This is a genomic window from Noviherbaspirillum massiliense JC206, from assembly GCF_000312045.1.
GTDB classification, from domain to species: domain Bacteria; phylum Pseudomonadota; class Gammaproteobacteria; order Burkholderiales; family Burkholderiaceae_D; genus Noviherbaspirillum; species Noviherbaspirillum massiliense.
Genome location: NZ_HE978634.1, coordinates 1 through 11,774, shown reverse-complemented (window position 1 = coordinate 11,774; position 11,774 = coordinate 1). Strand labels below are relative to the sequence as shown.

The window sequence follows — 11,774 nt, the reverse complement described above, 5'->3', positions numbered from 1 at the left end:
GTACCGCAAATGCGCCTGCGCGCTTCCTGCCCTTGCGGGAACTTGGTTTTTATGAATGACAATTTATCTGCACTTGCCGTGACGATCAAGGCATGGGGGCGCGAGCTCGGCTTTGCCGACGTTCGCATCACCGATGTGGACTTGGCACATGCGGAGCCCGGCCTCAAAGCATGGCTCGATGCCGGACATCACGGCGAGATGGATTATATGGCAGCGCACGGAATGAAGCGTGCGCGACCGGCGGAACTCGTGCCGGGAACGGTGCGCGTGATCACGGCGCGCATGGATTACCTGCCGCGTGATGCCGGGGACGAGTGGCGCGCGCGCGAGCTGAAGCGCATACAGGATCCGTCGGCGGCCGTCATTTCCGTATATGCGCGCGGGCGTGACTATCACAAGGTATTGCGTGCGCGCCTGCAGCAGCTGGCCGAACGCATTCGGAACGAAGTCGGCGATTTCGGCTACCGCGTGTTCACCGATTCGGCGCCGGTGCTGGAAGAAGAGCTGGCGGGCAAATCCGGCCTCGGCTGGCGCGGCAAGCATACCCTGCTGCTGACCCGTGAAGCCGGCTCGATGTTTTTCCTCGGCGAGTTGTTCACCGACCTGCCCTTGCCGGTGGACGAGCCGGTGACGGCGCACTGTGGCCAATGCCGCGCATGCATCGATGTCTGTCCGACGCAGGCTATCGTCGGGCCCTACAGGCTCGATGCGCGTCGCTGCATTTCCTACCTGACGATAGAACTCAAGGGCAGCATCCCGGTCGAGTTGCGGCCGCTGATCGGCAACCGGGTCTACGGCTGCGATGATTGCCAGTTGATCTGCCCCTGGAACAAGTTTGCGCAGCGCGCCGTAATTCCGGATTTCGATGCGCGCAACGGCCTGGACAGCGCCAGCCTGGTGGAACTGTTCGCGTGGTCGGAGGATGAGTTCAACCGCAAGCTGGAAGGCAGCCCGATCCGGCGCATCGGCCATGAGCGCTGGCTGCGCAATCTCGCAGTGGGACTGGGCAATGCGGCGCACGGGGCACCGGATTCAGAAGCAATCGTGGCAGCGCTCGGGGCACGCGCCGATCATGAATCCGCGCTGGTCAGGGAGCATGTGGCGTGGGCGCTCGCCCAGCACCACAAACAATGACAGGCGCTAGCGCACCAGGCTGAGCCACAGCGGCAGCGTCACGGCCGACAACGCAGTGCCGGCCGAAATAAGGAAGGCGACGAAGGGGCCGTTCCCGCCCATCCGGGCCGCGAGCACATAGGCAGTCGACGCAGTCGGCAGGGCGCAGAACATGATGACGATCTGCATTTGCAAGGCTGTCAATCCGACCCAGCTGCCTGCCGCATAAGCAATCAGCGGCAAGGCCAGCAGCTTGACTGCAATGAAATAGGCTGCCAGTCCCTTTGCCTCATGCAGGCCCGACAGGCGCAGCCCGGCGCCGACCGCGATCAATCCCACTGCAATCGACGCATTTGCAATGCGCGACATCGTCGCCGCGACCACTTCAGGCAAATGCAGGCCCAGCAAATTGAACAGGACTCCGCTTGCGGTTGCGACGATCAGCGGATTCCTGACCAGTTCCGCCAACAGGCCGCCGCTCTTGTGGACCAGCGCATGTACCGCGGCGAAATTGCAGAGCGGGACGGCAAAAGCCACGATCAGCGCCATCAGTGCGGTACCCTGTTCTCCGCCAAGGCGCGACGCGATCGCAAGGCCGATGTAGGAATTGAAGCGGAAGGCCGTCTGCACGCCGGATTCGAATACCATGGGACCGCTCCTGAACAGGGGCTTGGCCAGCCAGCCGAGCGCAATGCCGCAACCCGTTGCAAACAGTGCAACCTGCAGCAGCTTGCCCGCGCTGGCGAAGTCGAACGGTGTGCGAGCAGTGGAGTAGAACAGCAGCACCGGGAACAGGACGTAATAGACCAGCTTCTCCAGGCCGGACCAGAAAGGTTGCCCCCAGTCGGTGATCCTCATGAGAAGAAAACCGAGCAGGATCAGGGTGAAGTCCGGGAAGAGGATGGCGGCGAGAGACATGGAGATGCAGTGGAGAAAATGGAAACCCGAAGATGTTACTGGCGTTCCTGATTCTGCGCAGGCACTGCCGGAGTATTGTTCGCGCGTCCGGCTTATTTCAGCATTCGCGCCAGCTCCACCGCCGTCTTCACATTCATCTTGTCGAATATGTGCGCACGGTGCACCTCGACGGTACGCATGCTGATGCCGAGCTTGTCGGCGATGACCTTGTTCATGTTGCCCTCGAGGATGAGATCGAGGACTTCCCGCTCCCTGGCGGACAGGGCAGCGAGGCGCGCCTGCACCGCGGCACTCGCGCTTGCCTTTTGCGAAGCGGCGAGGGCTTCCTCTACCCGGTCCATCAGCGTGTTGTCGTTGAATGGCTTTTCGAAGAAATCGAAAGCCCCGCGCTTCAGGGTATCGACAGCCATCGGCACATCACCATGGCCGGTGAGAAAAATGACGGGCAACTGCCGGGTCAGTTCGCGTGACGCAAGGAGATCGAACAGGGCGACGCCGCTCACGTCGGGCATGCGCACATCGAGCAGAATGCACTCGCCCAGCGGATCGAAAGCGGCCTTGTGCTCGAGCATCGCAAGGAACGCTTCGCCGCTTTCGTAAGCGGTGGCGGCAATTTTTCTCGACTCGGCCAGCCAGGCGAGGGAATCGCGGATCGCCTCTTCGTCATCGACTATGTGCAACATTCAGTTTCCAGCCAATCTAATCAGTCAGGCCTGCCGGAAGACGCCTTGTCCACCCTGGCAGGAAATCGATTGTATCAGTTGAACGCAGCCGGCATTGGCTAGCTAGCTTGTTGCGGCAGTTGTTGGCCTCGATTTCTTCTTGGGCAGAGGCTGATGGAGCGCGGGCAGCGAGAACCGGAAGATGGTGCCGCCCTGCGGATTCTCGGTGTGCTCGAGCGTGCCGCCGTGGAACTCGACCGCGGTGCGGCAGATGTTCAATCCCATGCCCATCCCTTCCGCCTTGGTCGAAAAGAAGGGCGAGAACAGGCGCTTGGCCACTTCCTCCGGGATGCCATGCCCCTGGTCGACCACCGACACCACCACGTTTTGCGTGTCGTCCCCCTGTTCCAGCTCCGCCGTGATGCGCAGGATGCGGCGCAGAGGGGGCACGTGCTGCATGGCTTCAATGCCGTTTCGCGTCAGGTTCAGCAATACCTGTTCCAGCAGTGTGCGGTCAGCGCGCACGCTGGGGAGGTCGGGTGCGACGTGGGTGGTGACCGACACGAAGAAACGCTGCGCCTGCATTTCGATCAGCGGCATCGCCCGGTCGATCACGGCGGCGATCGTGACCGCCTCGCGCAGGGGCTCGCGATTCTTCACGAAGGCGGCCACGCTGCGGATGATGTGCCCGGCACGCTGCGCCTGCGCGCTGGCCTTTTCGAGCGCAGGCTGCAGCATGCTTGCATCGATGCTGCGCGATTGCGACGAAGCGTGGAGGATCATGTTCAGCGCCCCGGTGGTATAGCTGGAGATTGCTGCCAACGGCTGGTTCAGCTCATGTGCGAGCGTCGACGCGATTTCGCCCATCGTCGCCAGGCGGGCGCTCGCCTGCAGTTTTTCCTGCTGTTGCCGGTTCAGTTCTTCTACGCGCTTGCGATCGGAGATGTCCAGGATCGAACCCATCCACCCGGTCTGCCGGCCGCTTGCATCGACCAGCGGCGATTCGAAGATCAGTACCGGGAAGCGCTCCCCGTTGCTGCGCTGGAAAACCGTTTCATACTGCGGCGTCGCTACTCCGGACAGGACCTGGGAAAAGCGGAGCCGGTATTCCTCCATGCCCTCTGGCGCCCAGTAGGGCATGGGCGGTGCCTTGCCCACCAAATCCTCTGCGGGAATGCCGACCATGTCGGAGAACGCGGGATTCACATAGGTGATGCGGCCTTCCAGGTCGCGTGCCCGCAGGCCGGTCAGCAGCGAATTTTCCATCGCGCTGCGAAAGGCGACTTCTTTGCGCAAGGCGCCTTCGGCCGCGAGGCGGCGGTTGATGTCCCGCCACAGCGCCCACAAGCTCCACAGCAGGCCAAGGCTCAGTGCGATCACCGATCCCACCAGCAGGTTGGGCAGCAGCCTGGGTGCGCTCTTTACGCTATTGGTGCGCAGGATGAGCGTCAGTCCGGGCAGGTCCAGGCTTCTGCCGTGCGTATAGATATTGCGACCGGGGCCGCCGGCTGCGCGCTTTTGCAGGACGTTGTCTTCGGCATCGGTCAATGCGATTTCATTATCCTGGGCGAACCACCATGGCACCATTTCATCCAGGATGCTGGACAGGGAGTAACTCGTCACCAGACTGCCGATGTACCTGTCTCTGACGAACAGCGGCAGATGATAGTGCATGGACTTTGCTTCGGATTTGCTGGGTGCTGCGGTCGGCTGGCTGTACTGCGGCGATTTCCTCGTGCGAGCTTGTTCGGAAGTGTCCTGCGACGGGGCCGGATAGTCGGCCAGCGAAGCGGGGAAGTCGTGGCTTGCCGCCACCGGCTTGCCATTCTTGTCAAGCCAGGTGATCCACTCGATTTCGCGGTCATTGCGCAACAGCGTCGCGACATGTTCCTGGAACTTGGCAGGCGGCAGTCTGCCCGCCGTGATTTCGGCGCCGACCAGGCGCAGGCTTTCCTCATTGCGGCCGAGCTGGAAGCGGATCGCCTGCTCCACCCACAGCGTATCGGCAATCAGCTGCTCCTGGCGCTCATTTGCTTCCATGCGCTGCGCCTGCCAGGGGAGCCACAGCAGCGTCGACAAGAACAGCAGGACCAGCGAAGTTGGCAGCAGCCAGCGCCATATCTGCCGGCGGCCGCGCCAGCGTGGCCGAAATGATCTGTCGGGTCTTGAATCCATCATCGTGGCGCTAGTGTATCCGAGTGCCGGACCATTTCATGCATCTGACGGAAATTGTGGTTATCCACACTTGTTGCATGCCTGTTCGGATCATGACAATACACCGCGAAATTGCAAGACCTTGTTTCAACGACCATTCCGGAGTCAATAATGAAATTGAAAGCTGTTTTGCTGGCTTTGTCGGCTGCTGCACTGGTAAGCGCGAATGCATTTGCCGAGGCCCCCATCGTAATTAAGTTCAGCCACGTGGTGGCACCCGATACGCCCAAGGGCAAGGGTGCCGAGAAATTCAAGGAACTCGCCGAAAAGGCCACCAAGGGCCGCGTAAAGGTCGATGTCTACCCGAACAGCCAGCTGTACAAGGACAAGGAAGAGCTGGAAGCACTGCAACTGGGCGCAGTGCAGATGCTGGCACCGTCGCTGGCGAAGTTCGGCCCGCTCGGCGTGAAGGAATTCGAAGTGTTCGACATTCCCTACATCTTCCCGACCAAGCAGGCACTGTACAAGGTGACGGAAGGTCCGGTTGGCAAGGAACTGTTCAAGAAGCTGGAATCCAAGGGTATTACTGGCCTGGCCTACTGGGATAACGGCTTCAAGGTCATGTCCGCCAACAAGCCCCTGCATTCTCCGTCCGACCTCAAGGGTTTGAAGGTACGTATCCAGTCGTCCAAGGTGCTCGATGCGCAGATGCGTGCTCTGGGCGCCAACCCGCAGGTGCTGGCTTTCTCCGAGGTGTACCAGGCGCTGCAGACCGGCGTGGTAGACGGCACCGAGAACCCGCCTTCCAACTTCTACACCCAGAAGATGCATGAAGTGCAATCTAACCTGACCATGACCAACCACGGCTACCTCGGCTATGCGGTGATCGTGAACAAGAAGTTCTGGGATGGACTGCCGGCCGACATCCGCACCGCGCTCGAAGGCGCGATGAAGGAAGCGACCACGTACGCCAACGACATCGCCCAGAAGGAAAATGACTGGGCGCTGGAAGAAGTGCGCAAGAGCGGCAAGACCAAGATCTATCAGCCGACCGAAAAGGAACAGGCTGAATGGCGCAAGGCCCTGCTGCCTGTCCAGAAGCAGATGGCAAGCCGTGTTGGCAAGGATCTGATCGACGCCATCAACAAGGAAACGGCATCGCTCAAGAACTGATGCCTGGGCGCTGCATCCGACGCCAACGCGGATGCGGCGCTGTAATTTCCTGACATGACGCGGCTTGCGGGCGGGAACGCTGCGCAAGCCGCTGCACCATCAGGGGCAGAGAAAGCCGGCAGGGGTCTTTCCTGTTCCGATATATCGAGGGGATTTCGTGAAGTTTCTGGATCATTTGGAGGAGTGGCTGATCGCAACGCTGATCGCACTGGCCACTCTCATCACCTTTGTCGCGGTGCTGCATCGCTATGCATCGGGATTGCCAATTCCTGTCCTGCAGGACGAGCTCATCCAGCTCAACACCAGCTGGGCGCAGGAATTGACGATTTACCTGTTCGTCTGGATGGCCAAGTTCGGCGCCGCATACGGCGTGCGCACCGGTATCCACGTCGGCGTCGATGTGCTGATCAACAAACTCAATACACCGTGGCGCAACAAGTTCATCGTGTTCGGCCTGCTGGCTGGCGCAGTGTTCACCGCGATCGTCGGCACCCTGGGCGCAAAGTTCGTCTGGTCCATCGCGCACACCGAACAGGTATCGGCCGACCTCGAGGTGCCGATGTGGATCGTCTATCTGGCCATTCCTCTCGGTTCTTACCTGATGTCGTTCCGCTTCCTGCAAGTGACCTGGCAATTCATCCGTACCGGAGAACTGCCCAAGCACGACCACGCTCACGTGGAAGGACTGGATGAGCAGGAAGTGCAGGAAGAGATCGCAGAACTGGAACGCAAAGGAAACCGCGCATGAACGCCGCCATTATCTTCATTCTGCTGATCGTGCTGATGCTGACTGGCATGCCGATCTCGATTTCGCTCGGCCTGACGGTATTGACCTTCCTGTTTACCATGACCCAGGTACCGATCGAATCGGTCGCCTTGAAGCTCTTTACCGGGATCGAGAACTTCGAGATCATGGCGATTCCGTTCTTCATCCTGGCCGGGAACTTCCTGACGCATGGTGGCGTAGCGCGCCGGATGATCAACTTCGCAACCTCGATGGTCGGTCACTGGCACGGCGGTCTGGCGCTGGCAGGCGTACTGGCCTGCGCCCTGTTTGCCGCGGTCTCGGGCTCCAGTCCGGCAACGGTGGTGGCGATCGGATCGATCCTGCTGCCCGCCATGGTGAAGCAGGGCTTCCCGAATCGCTTCGGCGCGGGTGTGATTACTACTTCGGGCGCGCTCGGCATCCTGATCCCGCCATCGATCGTGATGGTGATGTATTCGGTCTCGACCAACACCTCGGTGGGCAAGCTGTTCATGGCTGGTGTCGTGCCGGGCGTGATGCTGGCGGTCATGCTCGGAATGACAACCTGGTTCCTGGCACGCAAGAACAACTATCCGCGTCTGCCGAAGGCATCCTGGGGTGAGCGTTTCCGCGCTTTCCGCCAGAGCGCCTGGGGCCTGCTGCTGATCGTGATCGTCATGGGCGGCATTTATTCCGGCGCCTTTACGCCGACCGAAGCCGCCGCCATGTCGGCCGTCTACGCCTTCTTCATCGCCGTGTTCGTCTACAAGGACATGAGCTTGAAGCAGGTGTCGAAAGTCCTGCTGGATTCGGCATCGATGTCGGCCATGCTGCTGTATATCATCACCAATGCCGTGCTTTTCTCGTTCCTGATGACTAGCGAAAACATCCCGCAGGCGATGGCGCAATTCATCACGGATCGGGGCTTGGGCGTGATCGGCTTCCTGCTGGTGGTCAATATCCTGTTGTTGCTCGCCGGTAATGTGATGGAACCGTCGTCAATCGTTCTGATCATGGCGCCGATTCTGTTCCCGGTGGCAATGAAACTCGGCATCGATCCGATCCATTTCGGTATCCTGATCGTGGTGAACATGGAAGTCGGCATGTGCCATCCGCCGGTGGGCCTGAATCTGTACGTGGCTTCGGGCATCACCAAGATGGGCATTACCGAACTAACGGTGGCAGTCATGCCGTGGCTGCTGACGATGGTCGTGTTCCTGCTGCTGATCACCTACGTGCCCCAGATTTCGCTCTGGCTGCCGAACATGATTTACAAGTGAAAATTCATTTTATAAAATGAGTCCACTTTAAGGCCGCAGACCTGCAAAAGGCTGCGGCCTTCCGTTGAAGGAGGATATTGGAGGGGACGAGAAACGGTATTGATACCGTCCGCAATGGAGACGTGTGTTCCAAAAAGCCGCTGCAGACTCGGTCTGCAAACCACACAAGCGGCACCGGACACACATGCAGCAATTTGAGGCGCGTCGTGAGATGCGCTTTTTTATTTTGTGCGTCCGGATGCAGCGCAGAACCTGTCCGGGCTGTCATGGCCGGCAGGTTTTGTTTTATCCTATCGCCATGAACACTTCCTCCCGCAGCGACCTGTTTTCCGCCATCGTCAAGGCGCCGTTCGGCGCTGTCGGCATCCGGACCGAAGCCGGCCTGCTGCGCGAACTGGTGTACCTGCCGCCGCATTTTGATGAAAAGGCACCTACGGACCCGCTGGCCGAACAAGCGGCGCGGCAGCTCGAACAGTACTTCACGCAACCCGACTTCCGATTCGACTTGCCGTTGGCCGAGGTGGGTACTTCCTTCCAACGCAGGGTCTGGGATGTCATTTCTTCCATTCCGCGTGGTGAAGTGCTGACTTACGGCGCAGTCGCGCGCATGCTTCGTTCCGCCCCGCGCGCCGTCGGCCAAGCTTGCGGCGCCAACTGGTTCCCCCTCGTGATTCCCTGCCACCGCGTCACCGCATCCGGCGGCCTTGGCGGCTTTGCCAACCATGACGATGAGACCGGCTTTCATCTCGGCGTCAAGCGCTGGCTGCTCGCCCATGAAGGCGTCGAGGGATACCGATGACAGAAGCAGTACTTGCCAGCCAGGGCCAGATCGACGAATTCTGCGACACGCTCTGGCTGGAAGACGGGCTGGCGAAGAACTCGCTCGATGCCTACCGGCGCGACATGACCCTGTTCGCGCGATGGCTGGAAGCCGAGCGCGGCAAGACCCTGCACCAGGCCGAGGCGGCCGACCTGAATGCCTACTTCGCCGCCAAGCACGCCAGCACCAAGGCCAGTTCGGCCAATCGTCGTCTTGCCGCCTTCAAGCGCTTCTATCAGCTCGCACTGCGCCAGAACAAGATCAGCGCTGATCCCTGCCTCAGGCTGAAATCGGCAAAGCAGCCGCCGCGCCATCCGAAAACCCTGAGCGAGGCGCAGGTGGAAGCGCTGCTGGCCGCACCCGATGTGGACACCCCCCTCGGCCTGCGCGATCGCACCATGCTGGAATTGATGTATGCCAGCGGCTTGCGGGTGTCGGAACTGGTGCTGCTCAAGTCGATCGAACTCGGCATGAACGAAGGCGTGCTGCGCATCACCGGCAAGGGCAGCAAGACTCGCCTCGTCCCTTTCGGCGAGGAAGCACGCAGCTGGATCGAGCGCTACCTCAAGCAGGCACGCCCCGCCATCCTCAGGGGCCAGGCCGACGATGCCCTGTTCGTCACCGGCCGCGGGGGCGCTATGACGCGCCAGATGTTCTGGACCCTGATCAAGAAATACGCGCTCAAGGCCGGCATCAATGCGCCCATGTCGCCGCACACCTTGCGCCATGCCTTTGCCACGCATTTGCTGAACCACGGCGCCGACCTGCGCGTGGTGCAACTGCTGCTCGGCCATGCCGACATTTCGACCACGCAGATTTATACGCATGTGGCGCGCGAGCGTTTGAAGAAGCTGCACGAGAAGCATCATCCGCGCGGATGAACGATGGCTGATCTATCGTTCAGGCCATGAATCAAGACAGGGTATCGAGCGGACTCTTCGTTGTTCCAGCTGCTATCTTGAGCACATGCGTATAAATCATCGTGGTGCTCACGTCGCTGTGGCCAAGGAGTTCCTGCACTGTCCGGATGTCAGTCCCGCTTTGCAGCAAGTGCGTGGCAAATGAATGCCGCAGGATATGGACGCTGACCTGTTTTTGAATGCCTGCGTGAATAGCGGCATGCTTGAGCGCGCGCTGCAAGCGTTCGGGATACAAATAGTGACGCCGAATGATTCCGGTTTGGGGATCGCGCGACACGGTAGGCGACGGAAACACCCATTGCCATGCCCAGCTCTGTCCGGCCCGAGGATATTTGACTTCCAGGGCATGCGGCAAATACACGCCCGGAAAGTTGGCTTGCCGATCCGCTTCCCATACTGCACGCGCGTACGCGAGCTGTTCCTTCAGAGCGGGCTTCAATACCTCCGGCAGCATGACCGCACGGTCCTTGCCGCCTTTCCCTTCGCGGACAATGATTACACGTCGATCGAAATCAATGTCCTTTACCCGCAATGACAAGCCTTCCCGCAGGCGCAAGCCAGTGCCATAAATCAAGCGTGCCAGCAAACCGGCAACTCCATCCATCAATCCCAAAACCTGTTTGACTTCCGCAGGTGTCAGGACGACGGGAATCCGTTTGGTTGGAATGGGGCGCCCGATGTCCTGCATCCAAGGCAACTCCATGTCCAACACTTCTTTGTAGAGAAACAGCAGGGCACTCAATGCCTGCCGGTGAGTAGAGGGAGCTGCCTTCCGTTCATTAGCAAGCATGGACAGAAAAGCTTCCACCTCCTTGCCGCCCATGTCTTTCGGATGGCGGATGCCATGCCAGCGGATAAACCAGCGCACCCAATACACATAATTCTTTTCTGTCTGTAGGCTGTAATGCAGGTAGCGCAGCCGCTCGCGAAGCTGATCCAGTAGTTTGGACGAGACCAAAGGTGGCTTGTCGTATTTCGTGTTTTTGTTAATACTGTACATAAATACAGTATATAAATGACAACCCAAGCTGGCAAGCCATTTTCGTTAATTCAACATCGCCGTGTTAAACGACACTTCGCCATGTTAAATTGGCATTTTGCGATTTATAACAAGTTAAATTCGCATGATACTGAGCCACGTTACTTACGAGCTGCTTCCCTTCGAGGAGCTGTATTTTGCTGCCGACGAGGCATCAGGATGGCATCAGCTCGACGGGCAAGTACGTCTGGACATGGCTGATGGAACATCACAATTTGTCTCGTGGGGGAACGAGCCGCTTCAATACTCAATTGAGGTCCGGTCTGAGTCATTTTTCTCGCCTGGCGGGGTAACAAAACACATCGATGTCAGTGCGCATTCCTACTGGACAGGATTGGTCGGAAAACACATCTGCTTTGACTATGTCGATAAAGGCCATCAGGTGCTGCGATTATCTGCCGATATCAATGAGCTTTTTTTGTCATCACAATATGATGATGGTACCTTTCAAGGCGATTGTGTGCGTGTATCCCCTGTATGCGAACTTAACTCGCCATTCGACACCGACGCCTTCGGCGCGGGTCATTTAAATCGTTAGATAGCATGAGTGTCGACCGCGCCTCACTTCACGACAAACCGGAGCTATTCTTCGAAATGGAGGGAAGCTCGTGGTTGAAGCTCACCCCTGCAGCGGCACGTGTTGTATGCACTCAGGCTGCGAGTTACGGATTGGTGATTGTTCGCGTGGAAGGTGGCATCTGGCACTCACCTGGTTTTGAGGCACGCATCGATTGCATTTGGGACGGCATCAATTCACTGTGCACAATCGATGAAGCACGGCAAAACAACGAACGGGCAGTGCGCAATATTGAGCATGAGCAGGCGGCTCATGGAGCCTTCATACTGACGGCAGTCCCCATTGTCGGCTATGAACACGCGAAGGTGCGTCATGCAATCTAACACGTCGTTCGGCACGAACACCGCGCCAGCGCGGCGTCGTTCAACTTAAG

12 protein-coding genes are annotated in these 11,774 nt (G+C 59.2%); 8 read left to right on the top strand and 4 right to left on the bottom strand.

Annotated elements, in window-relative coordinates; all coding sequences use genetic code 11:
* Nucleotides 1–51: 51 nt before the first annotated feature.
* Nucleotides 52–1,134, top strand: a complete 1,083-nt coding sequence (gene queG / locus HGHM_RS00065) for a tRNA epoxyqueuosine(34) reductase QueG (RefSeq protein ID WP_019139455.1) — start codon at nt 52–54, stop codon at nt 1,132–1,134.
* Nucleotides 1,135–1,140: 6 nt separating this feature from the next.
* Here the strand turns inward: queG and HGHM_RS00060 are convergent, their stop codons facing one another.
* The 3 genes from HGHM_RS00060 to HGHM_RS00050 form a co-directional block, all read right to left on the bottom strand.
* Nucleotides 1,141–2,031 carry an AEC family transporter gene (locus tag HGHM_RS00060; protein WP_019139454.1) on the bottom strand — a complete coding sequence of 297 codons (891 nt, stop codon included), beginning with the start codon at nt 2,029–2,031 and terminating at the stop codon, nt 1,141–1,143.
* Nucleotides 2,032–2,123: 92 nt separating this feature from the next.
* Nucleotides 2,124–2,714 (bottom strand): response regulator transcription factor, encoded by a 591-nt coding sequence (locus HGHM_RS00055; protein ID WP_019139453.1) that lies wholly within the window; start codon nt 2,712–2,714, stop codon nt 2,124–2,126.
* A 102-nt stretch (nt 2,715–2,816) separates the two neighbouring features.
* Nucleotides 2,817–4,871 carry a PAS domain S-box protein gene (locus tag HGHM_RS00050; protein ID WP_019139452.1) on the bottom strand — a complete coding sequence of 685 codons (2,055 nt, stop codon included), beginning with the start codon at nt 4,869–4,871 and terminating at the stop codon, nt 2,817–2,819.
* Nucleotides 4,872–5,018: 147 nt separating this feature from the next.
* Here HGHM_RS00050 and HGHM_RS00045 point away from each other — a divergent pair, with 147 nt between their 5' ends.
* The 5 genes from HGHM_RS00045 (at nt 5,019) to xerD (ending at nt 9,746) form a co-directional block, all read left to right on the top strand.
* Complete coding sequence (locus tag HGHM_RS00045) at nt 5,019–6,020, top strand: TRAP transporter substrate-binding protein (protein ID WP_019139451.1); 1,002 nt, start codon at nt 5,019–5,021, stop codon at nt 6,018–6,020.
* Nucleotides 6,021–6,177: 157 nt separating this feature from the next.
* A complete protein-coding gene (locus tag HGHM_RS00040; RefSeq protein WP_019139450.1) occupies nt 6,178–6,768 on the top strand; it encodes a TRAP transporter small permease in 591 nt (196 codons plus the stop codon).
* Nucleotides 6,765–8,045, top strand: a complete 1,281-nt coding sequence (locus tag HGHM_RS00035; protein ID WP_019139449.1) for a TRAP transporter large permease — start codon at nt 6,765–6,767, stop codon at nt 8,043–8,045. The genes HGHM_RS00040 and HGHM_RS00035 overlap by 4 nt, the downstream gene beginning before the upstream one ends.
* A 298-nt stretch (nt 8,046–8,343) precedes the next feature.
* The gene (locus HGHM_RS00030) at nt 8,344–8,844 is read left to right on the top strand and encodes a methylated-DNA--[protein]-cysteine S-methyltransferase (protein ID WP_026075548.1); all 501 of its coding nucleotides are present in this window, start codon (nt 8,344–8,346) and stop codon (nt 8,842–8,844) included.
* Nucleotides 8,841–9,746: a site-specific tyrosine recombinase XerD gene (gene xerD, locus HGHM_RS00025; protein ID WP_019139447.1), complete on the top strand. Its 906-nt coding sequence runs from the start codon at nt 8,841–8,843 to the stop codon at nt 9,744–9,746. The genes HGHM_RS00030 and xerD overlap by 4 nt, the downstream gene beginning before the upstream one ends.
* 31 nt (nt 9,747–9,777) lie before the next feature.
* Here the strand turns inward: xerD and HGHM_RS00020 are convergent, their stop codons facing one another.
* Complete coding sequence (locus tag HGHM_RS00020; protein WP_019139446.1) at nt 9,778–10,785, bottom strand: integron integrase; 1,008 nt, start codon at nt 10,783–10,785, stop codon at nt 9,778–9,780.
* Nucleotides 10,786–10,909: 124 nt separating this feature from the next.
* Between HGHM_RS00020 and HGHM_RS00015 the strand changes: the two genes are divergently transcribed.
* Nucleotides 10,910–11,362, top strand: coding sequence for a hypothetical protein (locus HGHM_RS00015; protein ID WP_019139445.1), 453 nt, complete (start codon nt 10,910–10,912; stop codon nt 11,360–11,362).
* A 5-nt stretch (nt 11,363–11,367) separates the two neighbouring features.
* Complete coding sequence (locus HGHM_RS00010) at nt 11,368–11,724, top strand: colicin immunity protein (RefSeq protein WP_026075546.1); 357 nt, start codon at nt 11,368–11,370, stop codon at nt 11,722–11,724.
* The last annotated feature ends 50 nt before the right edge of the window (nt 11,725–11,774 follow it).

Coding starts and splice junctions, on each gene's coding strand:
- queG (WP_019139455.1), top strand. CDS start 52: ATGAATGACAATTTATCTGCACTTGCCGTGACGATCAAGGCATGGGGG.
- HGHM_RS00060 (WP_019139454.1), bottom strand. CDS start 2,031: ATGTCTCTCGCCGCCATCCTCTTCCCGGACTTCACCCTGATCCTGCTC.
- HGHM_RS00055 (WP_019139453.1), bottom strand. CDS start 2,714: ATGTTGCACATAGTCGATGACGAAGAGGCGATCCGCGATTCCCTCGCC.
- HGHM_RS00050 (WP_019139452.1), bottom strand. CDS start 4,871: ATGATGGATTCAAGACCCGACAGATCATTTCGGCCACGCTGGCGCGGC.
- HGHM_RS00045 (WP_019139451.1), top strand. CDS start 5,019: ATGAAATTGAAAGCTGTTTTGCTGGCTTTGTCGGCTGCTGCACTGGTA.
- HGHM_RS00035 (WP_019139449.1), top strand. CDS start 6,765: ATGAACGCCGCCATTATCTTCATTCTGCTGATCGTGCTGATGCTGACT.
- HGHM_RS00030 (WP_026075548.1), top strand. CDS start 8,344: ATGAACACTTCCTCCCGCAGCGACCTGTTTTCCGCCATCGTCAAGGCG.
- xerD (WP_019139447.1), top strand. CDS start 8,841: ATGACAGAAGCAGTACTTGCCAGCCAGGGCCAGATCGACGAATTCTGC.
- HGHM_RS00020 (WP_019139446.1), bottom strand. CDS start 10,785: ATGTACAGTATTAACAAAAACACGAAATACGACAAGCCACCTTTGGTC.
- HGHM_RS00015 (WP_019139445.1), top strand. CDS start 10,910: ATGATACTGAGCCACGTTACTTACGAGCTGCTTCCCTTCGAGGAGCTG.
- HGHM_RS00010 (WP_026075546.1), top strand. CDS start 11,368: ATGAGTGTCGACCGCGCCTCACTTCACGACAAACCGGAGCTATTCTTC.